We start from the raw sequence: 17,488 nt of genomic DNA, 5'->3' as shown, positions 1-17,488 counted from the left end.
GAATGGGGTCACCTCGGTCTTAATCGGGGCGCACAACATGCCCGGTCGCCAGATCCCGGATAACACTCGGGTTCTTGCGCCCACCCAGGTTCCCACCCAACACCAGATCAACCTGACCACGGAAATACTGCTCCACGCGAATCCGCGTGCGCGCTGCCGGCCGGCCCTGGGGGTTGGCGGACGTCGACACCAACGGCCCGACCAGTGCACACAAATCCCGCACCTGCGGGTGATCACTGACCCGCAACGCCACCGTTTCATGCACACCGGTAATCCACTGCGGCAACATGTTCTGATGCGGCACCAACCAGGTGTTCGGCCCCGGCCAGGTGCTGGCCATGCGATCCATCCACAGCTCGGGAAAATCGTCAAAGAGGAAGTCAAACTGGCGGATATTGTCAGCCACCAGTATCAGCCCCTTGTCCACGGACCGCCCCTTGATCAGCAGCAAACGATCCACTGCCTCTTCATCCCACGGGTCGCAACCCAGACCCCAGACAGCTTCGGTTGGGTAGGCAATCACCGCCCCTGCGCGAATTGCTCGTGCGGCTTGCTGCACACGCCAACTGTTGACCATGAAAAATTCTCCAGAATAAGGCTCTGCGCAGTTTACCGATCTTCCTCGTAAAACCTAGCTTACCCGCGCAAACCAGCGCCCGTTTTCGCAGACTGCGCGGCCGTCCATTTCCAGCTCCGTCAACGTCGCCAGGACCTTGGGCAAGGTCCAACCGCTGGCATCGGCCAGTGCTTCACTGGTGTGGGGGGCAGCGTGGAGCAGTACAAGTAGCGGATGACTCGTTACGGTCGCGAGTGTTTCTGTTGAAAACGGTAGCTGCTGCCAGCCGCGCAAGGCTTCGAGGATATGCTCTATGGTCTCCACCAGCACGGCGCCGTCGCGGATCAACTGATGGCAGCCGCGAGCACCGGGATGATGAATCGACCCTGGAATCGCATACACCTCGCGCCCCTGTTCCGCCGCCAGCCTGGCCGTGATCAGTGAACCACTGGCAACACTGGCTTCGACGACCAGCACGCCGAGGGACAAACCGCTGATGATCCGGTTGCGTCGGGGGAAGTTGCTGGCGCTCGGAGCGGCGTCCAGCGGAAACTCCGAGAGCACCGCGCTGCCCGATGCGATCATTGCGTCCGCCAGGCGCCGATTGCGCTGTGGATAAAAATTTTCGAGTCCCGTGCCAAGTACCCCGACCGTTCGCCCGCCAACATCCAGTGCCGCCTGGTGCGCGGCTGCATCGATCCCCAGGGCCAGCCCGCTGGTGATGACAAACCCGGCACCCGCCAGGCTGCGAGAAAACGCGGCTGCGGTGTCCATGCCTGGCCGTGAAGCACGACGACTGCCGACCATCGCTAACTGCGGTTTTTCCAGGATCTGCGGATCACCCGCCACGAACAACAACGGTGGCGCGTCGCTGATTTGCGCCAGCAGCGCCGGGTAGTCGGGCTGGTCCCACATCAGTAAATGCTGGTCCTGACGCTCTATCCAGGCCAATGCGTGGCTGGCGCCGTCACGAATTTCAGGGGAGCGCCGGGCCTCGCCACACACCTGCGGCAAGCCCAACGCTCGCCACGCACTGGCGGGTGCACTGATGGCTTTGGACGCCGAACCGAAGGCTTCCAGCAATTTCCGGAAACGCGCCGGACCAAGTTCCGGTAACCGGTGCAGACGTAAACGGGCTTCCAGTTCCGCAGGGGAAACCGATGAAACAGCGGGTATCGACATGGATCATCCTTGATCGTTATGAGCCCCCATCGAAATGGGAATAAGCTGTGGATAACTCTGTTGGTAACTTGTGAAGTCCGCTAAGGATTCTGCACCTTGTCCAGCACCGCCAAAGAACGCGAGGCCTTCAGCACCAGTCCATAGCTGAGCTTGTCGTAGGTGCGAAAAACCATCAGAAGACCAGCGCGTTCATCCGGAATTTTCAATGGCTGGCCGGTGATCCGGTCACGCACGGTTTCGCCGGTTTTCATCACTACCAGGACATTCCCTTCGGCCAGGCCGTCGCGTTTCCCCTTGTTCAAGGTAACTACGTCCAGTGCACCGATCTGCGTGACCCCGCGTGGTACATCGATGATCAGGCCATTGACCTGGGTGTCGGGAGCGCTCGGCATGAACGTCGAATTGATCGAACGTTCTTCGCCGCTGAACAGGCGATCGCCGAGGCGCACCTCCTGGGTGGTGCGTTGCAGCACCAGCGTCGCGACGTCACCTTCAGTGGCGACGATCTCGCCACCGCCTATGTCATCGGCGTTGATGCCCAGGAATTCCTGGGTCTGCGGATCGGTGTAGACCTTGCCCTGACGAAAAATGCCGTACACCGGTTGAGCCGGGTCGATGAGGCCGCGGGCGAAGATACGGTCGCCGGTGCCGCTGAGTACGCGTTCGGCATCACCGGCAACGATATAAGGCGCCTTGTCGAAATCCTCGGCGTTGTCGACGATGCGGTTACTCAGCAAAAAGCTGTTGATCGATTTCAGCGGGATGCTCGGTATGGCGTCGGCCACCGGGCTGCTGCGCACCCGTGGCGAAAGCTTAATGGTGCCTCGCGAGGTGCCGCGGTTGAGGCTCAGTCGTGGTTGGCCGTTGACGTAGACCAGCGATAGCGTGTCCCCGGGGTAGATGAGATTCGGGTTTTCAACCTGTGGATTGACCTGCCAGAGTTGCGGCCACTGCCAGGGCTCACGCAGGTACTTACCCGATATGTCCCAAAGTGTGTCGCCCGCAGCGACGGTGTACTGCTGTGGAAAACCCTCCCGAAGTTGCACTTGCCCGTGCGCAAAACCTGCCGAGGCCAGAAGGAGCAGGGCGAGTAGTGATTTCCTCATGCGATGAATCCCTTTATTATGTACGTTCGCGTGAAACGCCAGAGCCCTCGGTGGCTCGCTCCCCGCTTGCTTATGAAAAGAAGGGAGCTACGTTTTACAACGGTAGCCTGCATCTTCTCCGGAGCAGCCAGGCCATCGACCCGACTTTACTTCACACGTGCAGTAATCAAAGCTTATGGCCATTTTAAACATCCTCGAATTCCCTGACCCGCGCCTGCGTACGATCGCCAAGACAGTGACCGTAGTGGACGACGAAGTGCGTCAGCTGGTCGATGATATGTTTGAAACAATGTATGAAGCGCCAGGCATCGGCCTCGCCGCGACCCAGGTCAACGTGCACAAACGTATCGTCGTGATGGACCTCTCCGAAGACCGCACCGAACCACGGGTGTTCATCAACCCCGAGTTCGAGCCCCTGACCGACGAGATGGAGCAATACCAGGAAGGCTGCCTCTCGGTGCCGGGTTTCTACGAAAACGTCGATCGCCCGCAAAAGGTCAAGGTCAAGGCCCTGGACCGCGATGGCCAGCCATACGAACTGATCGCCGAAGGCCTGCTCGCCGTTTGCATCCAGCACGAATGCGACCACCTCAACGGCAAATTGTTCGTCGACTACCTGTCCACGCTCAAACGTGACCGTATCAAGAAGAAACTGGAAAAACTTCACCGCCAGAATGCTTGATGCCCCTCTTCAAAGGCTTGCTGCGGCAAGCCTTTTTCTTTTCAAGATGCTTTGTAATCGAGAGCTTTCATGACTGAGCCACTGCGCATTGTCTTTGCCGGCACCCCGGAATTCGCCGCCGAACACCTCAAGGCCCTGCTCGACAGCCCTTACGAGATCGTTGCGGTCTACACCCAGCCGGATCGTCCGGCGGGTCGTGGGCAAAAGCTGATGCCGAGCCCGGTCAAGCAACTCGCCCTTGAAAACAATATTGCGGTGTTACAACCCCCGACCTTGCGCAATGCCGACGCCCAGGCCGAATTGGCCGCACTGAAGCCGGACTTGATGGTGGTGGTTGCCTACGGCCTGATCCTGCCGCAGGTGGTGCTGGATATTCCGCGCCTGGGTTGCATCAATAGCCACGCGTCCCTGCTGCCTCGCTGGCGCGGTGCGGCGCCGATCCAGCGTGCCGTCGAAGCCGGTGACAGCGAAAGCGGCGTGACGGTAATGCGCATGGAAGCCGGCCTCGACACCGGGCCGATGCTGCTGAAAGTCATCACGCCGATCAGCGCCCAGGATACCGGTGGCAGCCTGCACGACCGTCTGGCCGAAATGGGTCCGCCCGCCGTGCTCCAGGCGATTGCCGGCCTCGCCGCCGGTACGCTGGAAGGTGAAGTGCAGGACGACAGCCTGGCCACCTACGCACACAAATTGAACAAGGATGAGGCGCGCATCGACTGGACGCGGCCAGCAGTTGAGCTGGAGCGTCTGGTTCGCGCTTTCAATCCTTGGCCGATCACCCACAGCACACTGAACGGCGAAGCGTTGAAAGTGCTGGCGGCGAACGTGGCCGAAGGGCAGGGCACAGCGGGGGAAGTTCTTGCTGCCAGCAAAGACGGGCTGATCGTTGCCTGCGGTCAGCAGGCCCTGTGCCTGACCCGCCTGCAATTGCCCGGTGGCAAGGCGCTGAACTTCAGTGACCTGTTCAACAGCCGTCGAGAGAAATTCGCCATCGGCACCGTCCTCGGTCAAGCGGTGGACGCTCAATGAACCCGCGTTTGGCCGCCGCCAAGGCACTCGCCGCTGTCCTGAGCGGCAAAGCTTCCCTCAACAGTTCATTGCCGACACAACTGGACAAAGTCGAAGACCGTGATCGCGGTTTCACCCAGGATCTGGCATTTGGCACCGCTCGCTGGCAGCCGCGCTTATCCGCGCTGGCGGCCAAGCTGCTGCAGAAACCGTTCAAGGCTGCCGACGCCGATGTTGAAGCGCTCTTGCTGGTGGGCCTCTACCAATTGCTCTACACCCGAGTCCCTCCCCACGCCGCGATCGGCGAAACCGTGGGTTGCGCCGACAAGCTGAAAAAACCCTGGGCCAAGGCCTTGCTCAATGCCGTACTGCGCCGCGCGCAACGGGAAAGCGAAACCCTGTTGACCGAGCTGGAACACGACCCGGTAGTGCGCACCGCCCACCCGCGCTGGCTGCAAAAATCGCTCAAAGCCTTCTGGCCCGAGCAATGGGAAGCCATTTGCACGGCGAACAACGCGCACCCGCCCATGATTCTGCGGGTCAACCGCCGCCATCACAGCCGTGATGCCTACCTTGGCCTGCTCAGTGAAGCGGGTATCGCCGCCAATGCATGCGTTTACAGCCGCGATGGCATCATCCTCGATGCAGCCGCCGACGTGCGCAGCCTGCCGGGCTTCGCCGAAGGCTGGATAAGCGTGCAGGACGAAGCGGCACAACTGGCTGCCGATTTGCTGGACCTGGCGCCGGGCCAACGCGTGCTCGACGCTTGCTGTGCACCCGGCGGCAAGACCTGCCATATCCTCGAAGCCGAACCCAAGCTGGCCGGCGTCGTCGCCGTGGACCTTGAAGCCAAACGCCTGGTGCGGGTGCGCGAGAACCTCGAACGCCTGAAATTGAGCGCCGAACTGATCGCCGCCGACGGCCGCGACACCGCCACCTGGTGGGACGGCAAGCCCTTCCAGCGCATCCTCCTCGATGCACCGTGCTCGGCCACCGGCGTGATTCGCCGTCACCCGGACATCAAGCTGACTCGCCAGCCCGATGACATCGCTGCGCTGGCGTTGCTGCAAGGTGAATTGCTGGACGCCCTGTGGATGACGCTGGAAGTCGGCGGCATCCTGCTCTATGCCACCTGTTCCACGCTGCCGACCGAAAACACCGAAGTGATCGAGGCCTTCCTCGCTCGCACCCCGGGCGCCCGCGAACTGGACCTGGCCACGACGGCCGGGATCAAGCAACTCCATGGTCGGCAATTGCTCGCCCAGGAAGATGGTCACGACGGGTTCTACTACGCCAAGCTGATCAAGATCGCCGCCGCACGCGGCTAAACGGATTCAACGGAGTGACTGGATGAAAATCATCATCCTCGGAGCGGGGCAGGTCGGCGGTTCGCTGGCGGAGCACCTGGCAAGCGAAGCGAATGACATTACCGTGGTCGACACCGATGGCGAACGCCTGCGTGACCTCGGCGACCGACTGGACATCCGTACGGTACAAGGCCGCGGTTCGCTGCCCAGTATTCTGCGCCAGGCTGGCGCCGATGATGCCGACATGCTGGTCGCCGTGACCAGCAGCGATGAAACCAATATGGTGGCCTGCCAGGTTGCCCATACCCTTTTCCATACACCGACCAAGATCGCCCGCGTGCGTGAAGCGGCGTACCTGACCCGCAACGAATTGTTCGACAACGAAGCGATCCCGGTGGATGTGCTGATCAGCCCCGAGCAGGTGGTCACCAACTACATCAAGCGCCTGATCCAGCATCCGGGCGCCTTGCAGGTGATCGACTTCGCCGAGGGCAAGGCGCAGTTGGTTGCGGTGCGGGCCTATTACGGCGGGCCGCTGGTAGGTCAGCAACTGCGCCAGCTGCGTGAACACATGCCGAATGTCGAAACCCGCGTGGCCGCCATTTTCCGTCGCGACCGACCGATCCTGCCCCAGGGCGATACGGTGATCGAAGCGGACGACGAAGTGTTTTTCATCGCCGCTCGGGCGAACATTCGCGCGGTCATGAGTGAAATGCGCCGTCTCGACGAGACCTACAAGCGCATCGTCATCGCCGGTGGCGGGCAAATCGGCGAACGCCTGGCCGAAGCCATTGAAAGCCGTTACCAAGTGAAGATCATCGAGATGAATCCGGCACGCTGCCGACACCTCTCGGACACCCTCGACAGCACCGTGGTGTTGCAGGGCAGCGCTTCGGACCGTGACCTGCTGCTGGAAGAGAACATCGCCGACGCGGACATCTTCCTGGCCCTGACCAACGACGACGAGGCCAACATCATGTCGTCGCTGCTGGCCAAGCGCTTGGGCGCTAAGAAGGTGATGACCATCATCAATAACCCGGCCTACGTCGACCTGATCCAGGGCGGCGACATCGACATCGCCATCAGCCCGCAACTGGCGACCATCGGCACCTTGCTGGCGCACGTGCGTCGCGGCGATATCGTCAGCGTGCACTCATTGCGTCGCGGCGCTGCGGAAGCCATCGAGGCGATTGCGCACGGCGACGCGAAATCGAGCAAGGTGATCGGCAAGGCCATCGAAAACATCGGCTTGCCACCGGGCACGACGATTGGCGCGATTATTCGTGATGAAGAGGTCATTATCGCGCACGATGACACCGTGATCGCCGCCGGCGACCATGTGATCCTGTTCCTTGTGGATAAAAAGCATATTCGCGATGTGGAAAAGCTGTTCCACGTTGGACTCAGCTTCTTCTGACGATCATTCCCACGCTCTCTGTGGGAATACAGCCCGGGACGCTCCGCGTCCCAAAGCGGACGCAGAGCGTCCATTGAGGCGTTCCCACGTAGAGCGTGGGAACGATCATAAGAGGTGTCACCCATGATCGAATCCCTGGAAAAAATGCTCGCCAAGGGTGTGGATAACTCGTTACTGCGCTTCGGCCTGGGCAAGGGTTACCTGGATCTTGGGGAAAACGCCAAGGCCGTCGAGCATTTCCAGCGCTGCGTCGAGATCGATCCGAAGTACTCGGCCGCCTGGAAACTGTTAGGCAAGGCTCATCTGGCGCTGGCGGATGTCGCGGCTGCGCGACAAGCCTGGGAGAAAGGCCTGGAAGCCGCCCGAAACCACGGCGACAAACAGGCCGAAAAAGAAATGACTGTGTTTCTGAAGAAACTCGACCGTCAGGCGCACTGACTGCAGACAGCCCAAGCCATCCGGTTCAGTACCAGCGTTCTTCACCCGCAGGACGCTTCTTGAAGCGCTTCATGCTCCACATGTATTGGCTCGGATACGCCCGCACATAGCGCTCGACGACCTGGCTCATGGCTGCGCAAGAAGTGGCGGTATCGGTGCTGTACATGGCCTCGGGCGCGGCTTCCAGGATCACCTTGTAGCCCGAACCGTCCGGCAACCGCAGGGCATGCAGGAACACGCCCACCGCTTTGCCACCGGCGAGCATGTTCGGCACAAACTTGCTGGTCAGCGCCTGTACGGCGAAGAACGGCACGAAGATCCCCGCGGATTCGGCCGGTTCCGGGTCGGCTGGAATACCCACCGCACCACCTCTGCGCACTTCCTTGATCACACTGAGGATGCCTTCCTTGGTGGAAGCGGCCACCTTGTTGCCCAGTTGAACCCGTTGCTTTTGCAGCAACTCATCCACCGCCTTCAATTTTGGCGGGCGATAGAAAATGATCGGTTTGCACTGGCTGCAGTAGAAATGGTTGAGCACTTCCCAGTTGCCCAGGTGACTGGTGATGCCCACCACGCCTTTGCCGGAGGCGAGGGCGTCTTTCAATACGTCGAGGCCTTCCACCTCGCGAACCAGGTCGATGGAGCGCTGGGCCGGCCAGATCCAGGCACAGGCGCTTTCAGTCAGGGACTTGCCAATGTCCCGCAAGCTCTGGCCCACCAGGCGCTCACGCTCGGCGGGGTCCATATCGGGAAAGCACTTGGACAGATTGATCCGCACCACATCGCGGGAACGGTTCGGGGTTTTCCACATGACCCAGCCTATCGCCGAGCCCACGGCTTGAACGGCCCGCCACGGAAGCAGGGCAAACAGCCGCAGAGCGCCTACCAGCAAGGCGCCTTTCAACTTATCCACAGGTCACTCCTGATCTTGTGCTGTGCGCGAGGCGGCCATTCTAACCGCCGTTGACCAGCATCGCGTAGCGATCGCAATCGCGGGTGTGGTCCATGACCATGCCCGATGCCTGCATCAGTGCGTAGCAAATGGTCGGGCCAACGAAGGTGAACCCGGCCTTTTTCAAGCCTTTGCTCATCTCCACTGCCTCGGGTGTGATCGCCGGCACTTCGCTGCGATCCTTGAAATGATTGATCTTCGGCACACCGCCGACAAAGGACCAGAGAAACGCCACCGGATCCTCCAGTGCCATCCAGGCCTGGGCATTGCGTCGGGCCGCGTTGAGCTTGAGGCGATTGCGGATGATCCCCGGGTCGAGCATCAGTTCATCGATTTCCGCGTCGCTCATCTGCGCCACGCGCTGGACGTCGAAGCCGTACATCACCCGGCGATAATGCTCGCGCTTGCGCAGCACAGTGATCCAGGAAAGGCCGGCCTGGAACCCTTCGAGCAAAAGCAACTCGAACAATGCCTGCGCATCGCGTAGCGGCGTGCCCCACTCCTGATCGTGATAAGCCATGTACAGCGGATCTTCGGTACACCAAAAGCAGCGTGGCATAGGGCTCCAGGGGGCGTGCGCAGCAACGAATCGGGTATACTCCCGCTCTTTAAATCGCAGCCCAAGAAACAGGTGAATTTCGTGAGCCAGCCTACGCCAGCCGTGCGTACCTTCCAAGACTTGATCCTCGCCCTCCAGCAATACTGGGCCGAGCAAGGTTGTGTGGTACTTCAGCCCTACGATATGGAAGTAGGCGCCGGCACTTTCCACACCGCTACATTCCTGCGCGCCATTGGCCCGGAAACCTGGAACGCCGCTTATGTACAGCCAAGTCGTCGCCCGACTGACGGCCGCTACGGCGAAAACCCGAACCGTCTGCAGCACTACTACCAGTTCCAGGTGGTGCTCAAGCCGAACCCGGACAACTTCCAGGAACTGTATCTGGGCTCCCTCAAGCACGTGGGCCTGGACCCATTGGTGCATGACATTCGGTTTGTCGAAGACAACTGGGAATCGCCGACCCTCGGCGCCTGGGGTCTGGGCTGGGAAGTCTGGCTCAATGGCATGGAAGTGACCCAGTTCACCTACTTCCAGCAAGCGGGCGGCATCGAATGCTACCCGGTAACCGGCGAGATCACTTACGGCCTCGAGCGCCTGGCCATGTACCTGCAAGGCGTGGATTCGGTCTACGACCTGGTCTGGGCTGACGGTCCGTTCGGCAAAGTGACCTACGGCGACGTGTTCCACCAGAACGAAGTGGAGCAGTCGACCTACAACTTCGAACACGCCAACGTCGAGAAGCTGTTCGAATTGTTCGATTTCTACGAAAGCGAAGCCAAGCGCCTGATCGAACTCGACCAGCCGCTGCCGTTGCCAAGCTACGAAATGGTGTTGAAGGCGTCCCACACCTTCAACCTGCTGGATGCGCGCCGGGCGATTTCCGTGACCGCGCGTCAGCAATACATCCTGCGTGTTCGCACCCTGGCGCGTTCCGTTGCGCAAGCCTACCTGCTGGCTCGCGCCAAGCTGGGCTTCCCGATGGCGACCCCGGACCTGCGTGACGAAGTACTGGCCAAGCTGGAGGCTGCACAATGAGTGCTCTGGATTTTCTGGTTGAATTGGGCACTGAAGAACTGCCACCCAAGGCCCTGAACACCCTGGCCGAGGCATTCCTTGCCGGTATCGACAAGGGCCTGCAAGCTGCCGGCCTGAACTACGAGACCAAAACCGTATACGCCGCGCCACGCCGTCTGGCGGTGCTGATCACCTCGCTGGCCACCCAGCAGCCGGATCGCAGCATCAACCTCGATGGCCCGCCACGCCAGGCCGCGTTCGATGCCGAAGGCAACCCGACTCAAGCGGCACTGGGCTTTGCCAAGAAATGTGGGGTCGACCTGAGCGAAATCGATCAGAGCGGTCCGAAACTGCGTTACAGCCAGAGCATTGCCGGCAAGCCGACCGCGAGCCTGCTGCCAACCATCGTCGAAGATTCGCTGAACGACCTGCCAATCCCTAAACGCATGCGTTGGGGTGCGCGCAAGGAAGAATTCGTGCGTCCGACCCAATGGCTGGTGATGCTGCTCGGGGACCAGGTCATCGATTGCACCATCCTTGCCCAGAAGTCTGGCCGCGATTCCCGTGGTCACCGCTTCCACCATCCAGAAAGCGTGCGCATCGGTTCGCCGTCCAGCTACCTGGCCGACCTGCGTGCCGCTTACGTGCTGGCCGACGCCAACGAGCGTCGCGACATCATCAGCAAGCGCACCGAAGAGCTGGCCACCCGCCAGGAAGGCACGGCGATCGTTCCACCAGCCTTGCTCGATGAAGTGACCGCGCTGGTCGAGTGGCCGGTGCCGCTGGTGTGCTCGTTCGAGGAGCGTTTCCTCGACGTGCCACAAGAAGCGCTGATCACCACCATGCAGGATAACCAGAAGTACTTCTGCCTGCTGGATGCTGAAGGCAAGTTGCTGCCACGTTTCATTACCGTGGCCAACATCGAAAGCAAAGACCCGCAGCAGATCATCGCCGGTAACGAAAAAGTGGTTCGCCCACGCCTGACTGACGCCGAGTTCTTCTTCAAGCAAGACAAGAAGCAGAAGCTCGAAGAATTCAACCAGCGTCTGCAGAACGTTGTGTTCCAGGAAAAACTCGGCAGCGTCTACGACAAGGCCGAGCGCGTTTCCAAGCTCGCCGCCTACATCGCTGCGCGCATCGGCGGCAACGCTTCGTGGGCCGCTCGTGCAGGCTTGCTGTCGAAATGCGACCTGGCCACCGAAATGGTCGGCGAGTTCCCGGAGATGCAAGGTGTCGCCGGCTACTACTACGCCCTCAATGACGGCGAGCCGGAAGATGTCGCCCTGGCACTGAACGAGCAATACATGCCGCGCGGTGCCGGTGCCGAATTGCCTGCCACCCTGACCGGTGCGGCCGTGGCCATCGCCGACAAGCTCGACACCCTCGTGGGGATTTTCGGGATCGGCATGCTGCCGACCGGTAGCAAAGACCCCTATGCCCTGCGCCGTGCCGCACTGGGCGTGCTGCGTATCCTGATCGAGAAACAACTGGATCTGGACCTGAACGACGCCGTGGCTTTCGCCGTGAATGCGTTCGGTTCCAAGGTCAAGGCTGCCGGCCTCAACGATGCCGTACTGGAATTCATCTTCGACCGTCTGCGTGCTCGTTATGAGGATGAAGGCGTCGATGTGGCCACCTACCTGTCGGTTCGTGCCTTGAACCCGGGCTCGGCCCTGGACTTCGACCAGCGCGTGCAAGCGGTGCAGGCTTTCCGCAAGTTGCCGGAAGCGGCGGCCCTGGCGGCGGTGAACAAGCGCGTATCGAACTTGCTGAGCAAGGTCGAAGGCTCGGTGCCGACCGTGGTGGAAGCCAAGTACTTCGACAATGCCAACGAGTTCTCCCTGTACTCGGCGATCCAGCAGGCTGACCAGGCTGTCCAGCCTATGGCCGCGGCACGTCAGTACAGTGAATCGCTGGCTCGCCTGGCTGCATTGCGCGAGCCGGTGGATGCGTTCTTCGAAGCGGTGATGGTCAATGCGGAAGACGCCAATGTGCGCGCCAACCGTTATGCACTGCTGGCGCGCTTGCGTGGCTTGTTCCTCGGCGTCGCCGATATTTCGTTGCTGGGGTAAGACTGTTTGAAACTGCTGATTCTCGATCGGGACGGGGTGATCAATTACGACTCCGACGCTTACATCAAGTCGGTGGAGGAGTGGATTCCACTCCCCGGTTCGATCGAAGCCATCGCGCAGTTGAGCAAGGCTGGCTGGACGGTGGCGGTTGCCACCAACCAGTCGGGCATCGCTCGCGGCTATTACGATCTCGCCACCCTCGACGCCATGCACGAGCGCTTGCGCTCACTGGTGGCCGAGCAGGGTGGTGAAGTCGGCCTGATCGTCTACTGCCCGCACGGGCCGGACGACGGCTGCGATTGCCGCAAACCCAAACCCGGGATGTTGAAAAGCATCGCCGCACATTACAACGTATCGCTGACTGATCTATGGTTTGTCGGCGATAGTCTCGGTGACCTGGAAGCCGCCAAAGCCGTCGATTCTCAGCCAGTTTTAGTTAAGACCGGGAAAGGCGAAAAGACTTTGGGCAAGACCCTACCGGCAGGCACTTTGATTTTCGACGATCTGGCGGCGATTGCCGCAGAACTTATCCACAATTAGAGCGCTTTCGACAGATCGGGAGTGCGCTTGAACAGTCGGGCAGTGCCCGTAACGGTAAACGTCGCCATGTCGATACTGCAGGCCATCAGAACATTTCTCTTTTACCTGCTGCTGGGCACCAGTTCCCTGCTGTGGTGCAGCCTGAGTTTTTTTATCGCGCCCTTTCTGCCGTTCAAGGCGCGCTATCGGTTCATCAACGTGTATTGGTGCCGATGCGCCTTGTGGCTGAGCAAGGTGTTCCTGGGCATTCGCTATGAAGTGAAGGGTGCCGAAAACGTTCCGGCACAGCCCTGCGTGATTCAGTCGAACCACCAGAGTACCTGGGAGACGTTCTTCCTCTCGGCCTATTTCGAGCCCTTGAGCCAGGTCCTCAAGCGCGAACTGCTCTACGTGCCTTTCTTCGGCTGGGCCATGGCCATGCTGCGCCCGATCGCCATCGACCGGGACAACCCGAAAGCGGCACTCAAGCACGTCGCCAAGAAAGGCGATGAATTGCTCAAGGATAACGTCTGGGTGCTGATTTTCCCCGAAGGCACGCGCGTTCCCTACGGCACCATCGGCAAATTCTCGCGAGGCGGTACGGCGTTGGCCGTTAATGCCGAGCTACCGGTGCTGCCGATTGCACACAACGCTGGCAAGTTCTGGCCAAAAAACGGTTGGGCGAAGAAGCAGGGTGTCATCACCGTGATCATCGGCGCGCCGATGTATGCCGAAGGAAGCGGACCACGCGCCATCGCCGATTTGAACGATCGGGTTCAGGCCTGGAACGAGCAGATGCAGCGGGAAATGGGCTCTCTGCCACCGGCTCCACAAGCGCCTGCTGCCAACGATCAGGTGGCTGTCTGAGGTTCTGTGGATAACCTGTGTACCGTTTGTGAGAAAAGTGCTGTTTTTTGATTCTAACTTGATGATTTATATAGATATTTCTTAAACCGTAAAAAAACCAAAAAACGTGCATAAGTTTTTTTTGGGCGCAAAAAAACCGGCTGATATAGCCGGTTTTTTTATGCCTGTAATGTGGGTGTTTCACACTTGCAGAGGATTTACTTTTTTCCACAAAAAAGGCCAACGCGCGACGTTGGCCTTTTTCGTTTGGCGATTGAACCGGGATCAGAAATCCAGGTTGGAAACCGCCAGGGCGTTGCTTTCGATGAAGTCACGGCGAGGCTCGACCGCATCACCCATCAGGGTGTTGAAGATCTGGTCCGCGCCAATGGCGTCCTCGATGGTTACTTTCAGCATCCGGCGAACGCTTGGGTCCATGGTGGTTTCCCACAGCTGGTCCGGGTTCATTTCACCCAGTCCTTTGTATCGCTGAATGGTGTGGCGCTTGGTGCTTTCAGCCATCAACCATTCCAGGGCTTCCTTGAACTCGGTGACCGCTTTCTTACGCTCGCCACGCTGAATATACGCTCCATCGTCGAGCAGAGTGCTCAACTGAGCGCCCAGGGATACGACGGTCTTGTAGTCGTTGCTGCCGAAGAAGTCGCGGTTGAACGTGACGTAGTTCGACAGGCCGTGGGAGATCAGCTCGACCTCTGGCAGCCAGACATTACGCTCACGGTCTTCACGCAGGCTGGCCTTGTAGACCAGTCCAGACTTCTCGACGGTGCGCAGACGCACTTCATACTGGGCCAGCCAATCCTGCATCGCTGCGTGATCGGACAGTTGCTCCAGGCTCACGGCCGGCAGGTAGATGAAGTGCTCGGTCAGTTCCTGTGGGTACAGGCGCGACAGACGCTTGAGGGTCTTCATCACCAGGCGGAAGTCATTCACCAGGCGCTCAAGGGCTTCGCCGGAGATACCCGGTGCCTCTTCATTCAGGTGCAGGCTCGCATCTTCCAGGGCCGACTGCGTCATGTACTCTTCCATGGCGTCGTCGTCTTTGATGTATTGCTCTTGCTTGCCCTTCTTGACCTTGTACAGCGGTGGCTGGGCAATATAGATGTAGCCGCGCTCGATCAACTCTGGGAGCTGACGGAAGAAGAACGTCAGCAGCAGGGTACGAATGTGCGAACCGTCGACGTCAGCATCGGTCATGATGATGATGTTGTGATAACGCAACTTGTCGATGTTGTACTCTTCGCGACCGATGCCGCAGCCGAGCGCGGTGATCAAGGTGCCCACTTCCTGAGACGAGATCATCTTGTCGAAACGTGCCTTCTCAACGTTCAGGATCTTACCCTTGAGCGGGAGGATCGCCTGGGTCTTGCGGTTGCGTCCCTGCTTGGCGGAGCCGCCAGCAGAGTCACCTTCCACGAGGTACAGTTCGGAGAGGGCAGGGTCCTTTTCCTGGCAGTCAGCCAGTTTGCCTGGCAGGCCGGCGATGTCCAGCGCGCCTTTGCGGCGGGTCATCTCACGGGCCTTGCGCGCCGCTTCACGAGCACGTGCCGCGTCGATCATCTTGCCGACAACCAGCTTGGCTTCGTTCGGGTTTTCCAGCAGGAAGTCGGAGAAGTACTTGCCCATTTCCTGTTCGACCGCGGTCTTCACTTCGGAAGAAACCAGCTTGTCCTTGGTCTGGGAGCTGAACTTCGGATCCGGCACTTTTACCGAAATGATCGCAGTCAGGCCTTCACGGGCATCGTCACCGGTGGTCGCGACCTTGTGCTTCTTCGCCAGGCCTTCGGCTTCAATATACGTATTGAGGTTACGCGTCAGGGCGGAACGGAAACCCACCAGGTGAGTACCGCCATCGCGCTGCGGAATGTTGTTGGTGAAGCACAACAGGTTCTCGTTGAAGCTGTCGTTCCACTGCAGGGCGATTTCTACGCCGATGCCGTCTTCGCGCTGGATGTTGAAATGGAACACCTGGTTGACCGGGGTCTTGTTGGTGTTCAGGTATTCAACGAACGCGCGCAAGCCGCCTTCGTACTTGAACAGTTCTTCCTTACCGCTGCGCTCATCCTTGAGGACGATGCCGACACCGGAGTTGAGGAAGGACAGTTCACGAATCCGCTTGGCCAGGATGTCCCAGCTGAAGTGGATGTTCTTGAAGGTTTCGCTGGAAGCCTTGAAGTGGATCTGGGTGCCGGTGGTTTCGCTGTCGCCAACGATCTTCATCGGTTCCTGCGGAACACCATGGACGTAGGTCTGTTCCCAGATCTTGCCGCTACGGCGAACGGTGAGGACGAGCTCTTCAGACAGTGCGTTCACTACCGACACGCCTACACCGTGCAGGCCGCCGGATACCTTGTAGGAGTTGTCATCGAACTTACCGCCGGCGTGCAGCACGGTCATGATGACCTCGGCTGCCGAAACGCCTTCTTCCTTGTGCACGTCTACCGGGATGCCACGACCGTTGTCTTTGACGGTGATGGATTCATCCGGGTGAATGATGATGCTGATGTCGTCGCAGTGGCCGGCGAGCGCTTCGTCGATCGAGTTATCGACCACCTCGAACACCATGTGGTGCAGACCGCTGCCATCGTCGGTGTCACCAATGTACATACCGGGACGTTTGCGTACGGCATCCAGGCCTTTCAGCACTTTAATGCTCGTTGAGTCGTACGTATTTTCTTCGCTCAATGCCTTCACTCCCGATGGTCGTGGGTCTGGGTGATACGGCCCTGTTCCACGTGGAACAGGGCGACTGGCGTTTCCGTCTGCCAGCCTTCCCTCAATAATTCGTGGTCTACACAGGTGATAAACACCTGGCAGCGTAAGTCTTCCAGCAAGCGGCAAAGCGCACGGCGATGCTGCTCGTCCAGTTCGGACGGCAAGTCATCCACCAGATAAATACACTGACCGCGTCGGGCCTGGCTGACCAGGTGACCTTGGGCAATCCGCAATGCGCAGACCACCAACTTTTGCTGTCCTCGGGACAGGATGTCCGCGGCATTGTGAGCGCCCAATCTGAGGCGCAAATCAGCTCGTTGCGGTCCTGCCTGGGTATGCCCCATCTGCTGATCCCGCTGAAGGGATCCGGCGAGCACAGCGCTCAGTTCACGGTCTTTGTCCCAGCCCCGGTAATAGCTGAGCGTTAGGCCCTCAAGCTCAACCAGTTCGCTCAAGGTCTGTTCAAACACCGGTTTCAAGGCTTTGATATAGGCGCGGCGGTATTCATCTATTTCAGCGCTGGCCTGGCACAGCTCCCTGTCCCAAACCGCTTGCGAAACGGCATCAAGTGTACCATGCCGCAGCCAAGAGTTTCTCTGGCGCAGGGCCTTCTGCAGGCGTTGCCAGGTAGACATGAACCGAGGTTCCACGTGGAACACGCCCCAGTCGAGGAACTGTCGGCGAATCTTCGGCGCCCCCTCCAGCAAGCGGAAGCTGTCCGGGTTGATCAACTGCAGCGGCAGGATTTCGGCCAGTTGCGCCGCGCTACGCGCGTTCTGCCCGTCGATCCGAATTTGGAACTCCCCCTGGCGGTCCCGCGAAATGCCCAAGGCACTGTGTCCGCCTTCGGCGAGTTCGACCTGGCCGAATACCGTGCACGCCAATTGTTCGTATTGAATGACAGGTAATAGGCGGGTGCTGCGAAACGAACGCGCGAGCCCCAGCAGATGAATGGCTTCCAGGACACTGGTTTTGCCGCTGCCGTTGGCGCCGTAAAGAATATTGATTCGGGGGGAGGGGGAGAAGGTCACCGGATGCAGATTGCGCACCGCGGTGACCGAGACGCGACTTAAGGACATCTAGCTTCTGCTGAACAT

Annotated in this window: 16 protein-coding genes; 9 read left to right on the top strand and 7 right to left on the bottom strand. The window is 59.7% G+C overall.

The window, feature by feature from the left end:
- Positions 1–19 precede the first annotated feature (19 nt).
- The 3 genes from tsaC to HGP31_RS00690 form a co-directional block, all read right to left on the bottom strand.
- Positions 20–577, bottom strand: coding sequence for an L-threonylcarbamoyladenylate synthase type 1 TsaC (gene tsaC, locus HGP31_RS00700; RefSeq protein WP_168757028.1), 558 nt, complete (start codon positions 575–577; stop codon positions 20–22).
- A gap of 54 nt (positions 578–631) precedes the next feature.
- Positions 632–1,738, bottom strand: a complete 1,107-nt coding sequence (gene dprA, locus HGP31_RS00695) for a DNA-processing protein DprA (protein ID WP_020798004.1) — start codon at positions 1,736–1,738, stop codon at positions 632–634.
- An 80-nt stretch (positions 1,739–1,818) separates the two neighbouring features.
- A complete protein-coding gene (locus HGP31_RS00690; protein WP_168757027.1) occupies positions 1,819–2,844 on the bottom strand; it encodes a LysM peptidoglycan-binding domain-containing protein in 1,026 nt (341 codons plus the stop codon).
- A gap of 175 nt (positions 2,845–3,019) precedes the next feature.
- On the opposite strand from HGP31_RS00690, the gene def reads away from it, so the two are divergent.
- The 5 genes from def (at position 3,020) to HGP31_RS00665 (ending at position 7,696) form a co-directional block, all read left to right on the top strand.
- Positions 3,020–3,526: a peptide deformylase gene (def, locus tag HGP31_RS00685; RefSeq protein ID WP_008064647.1), complete on the top strand. Its 507-nt coding sequence runs from the start codon at positions 3,020–3,022 to the stop codon at positions 3,524–3,526.
- A 69-nt stretch (positions 3,527–3,595) separates the two neighbouring features.
- The gene (gene fmt / locus HGP31_RS00680; RefSeq protein WP_033045430.1) at positions 3,596–4,555 is read left to right on the top strand and encodes a methionyl-tRNA formyltransferase; all 960 of its coding nucleotides are present in this window, start codon (positions 3,596–3,598) and stop codon (positions 4,553–4,555) included.
- Positions 4,552–5,862: a 16S rRNA (cytosine(967)-C(5))-methyltransferase RsmB gene (gene rsmB, locus HGP31_RS00675; protein ID WP_168757026.1), complete on the top strand. Its 1,311-nt coding sequence runs from the start codon at positions 4,552–4,554 to the stop codon at positions 5,860–5,862. Before fmt ends, rsmB begins: the two co-directional genes overlap by 4 nt.
- A 22-nt stretch (positions 5,863–5,884) precedes the next feature.
- A complete protein-coding gene (gene trkA / locus HGP31_RS00670) occupies positions 5,885–7,258 on the top strand; it encodes a Trk system potassium transporter TrkA (protein WP_020798000.1) in 1,374 nt (457 codons plus the stop codon).
- Positions 7,259–7,381: 123 nt separating this feature from the next.
- Entirely contained in the window at positions 7,382–7,696 is a 315-nt protein-coding gene (locus HGP31_RS00665; RefSeq protein WP_020797999.1) for a tetratricopeptide repeat protein, read from the top strand.
- 25 nt (positions 7,697–7,721) lie between these two features.
- On the opposite strand, the gene HGP31_RS00660 is transcribed toward HGP31_RS00665, so the two are convergent.
- Together HGP31_RS00660 and tag are read right to left on the bottom strand one after the other, a co-directional pair.
- On the bottom strand, positions 7,722–8,609 hold the full coding sequence (locus tag HGP31_RS00660) for a lysophospholipid acyltransferase (RefSeq protein WP_020797998.1): 888 nt from the start codon (positions 8,607–8,609) through the stop codon (positions 7,722–7,724).
- Between the two features lie 40 nt (positions 8,610–8,649).
- Positions 8,650–9,207, bottom strand: a complete 558-nt coding sequence (gene tag / locus HGP31_RS00655) for a DNA-3-methyladenine glycosylase I (protein WP_033045429.1) — start codon at positions 9,205–9,207, stop codon at positions 8,650–8,652.
- A gap of 81 nt (positions 9,208–9,288) precedes the next feature.
- Between tag and glyQ the strand changes: the two genes are divergently transcribed.
- The 4 genes from glyQ (at position 9,289) to HGP31_RS00635 (ending at position 13,679) form a co-directional block, all read left to right on the top strand.
- Positions 9,289–10,242 (top strand): glycine--tRNA ligase subunit alpha, encoded by a 954-nt coding sequence (gene glyQ, locus HGP31_RS00650; RefSeq protein ID WP_003213601.1) that lies wholly within the window; start codon positions 9,289–9,291, stop codon positions 10,240–10,242.
- On the top strand, positions 10,239–12,293 hold the full coding sequence (glyS, locus tag HGP31_RS00645; RefSeq protein WP_020797996.1) for a glycine--tRNA ligase subunit beta: 2,055 nt from the start codon (positions 10,239–10,241) through the stop codon (positions 12,291–12,293). Before glyQ ends, glyS begins: the two co-directional genes overlap by 4 nt.
- Positions 12,294–12,299: 6 nt before the next feature.
- Positions 12,300–12,833, top strand: coding sequence for a D-glycero-beta-D-manno-heptose 1,7-bisphosphate 7-phosphatase (gmhB, locus tag HGP31_RS00640; protein WP_033045461.1), 534 nt, complete (start codon positions 12,300–12,302; stop codon positions 12,831–12,833).
- Positions 12,834–12,899: 66 nt separating this feature from the next.
- A complete protein-coding gene (locus HGP31_RS00635) occupies positions 12,900–13,679 on the top strand; it encodes a lysophospholipid acyltransferase family protein (RefSeq protein ID WP_168757025.1) in 780 nt (259 codons plus the stop codon).
- Between the two features lie 264 nt (positions 13,680–13,943).
- Here the strand turns inward: HGP31_RS00635 and gyrB are convergent, their stop codons facing one another.
- Together gyrB and recF are read right to left on the bottom strand one after the other, a co-directional pair.
- Positions 13,944–16,361 carry a DNA topoisomerase (ATP-hydrolyzing) subunit B gene (gene gyrB, locus HGP31_RS00630; protein WP_033041074.1) on the bottom strand — a complete coding sequence of 806 codons (2,418 nt, stop codon included), beginning with the start codon at positions 16,359–16,361 and terminating at the stop codon, positions 13,944–13,946.
- Positions 16,362–16,366: 5 nt separating this feature from the next.
- On the bottom strand, positions 16,367–17,470 hold the full coding sequence (recF, locus tag HGP31_RS00625; RefSeq protein WP_008064628.1) for a DNA replication/repair protein RecF: 1,104 nt from the start codon (positions 17,468–17,470) through the stop codon (positions 16,367–16,369).
- Positions 17,471–17,488 lie beyond the last annotated feature (18 nt).

The sequence above is a fragment of the Pseudomonas umsongensis genome (assembly GCF_012647205.1).
Classification (GTDB): Bacteria; Pseudomonadota; Gammaproteobacteria; order Pseudomonadales; family Pseudomonadaceae; genus Aquipseudomonas; species Aquipseudomonas umsongensis.
The sequence above is the reverse complement of the archived record's forward strand: the minus strand, read 5'-3'. Positions and strand labels throughout refer to the sequence as shown.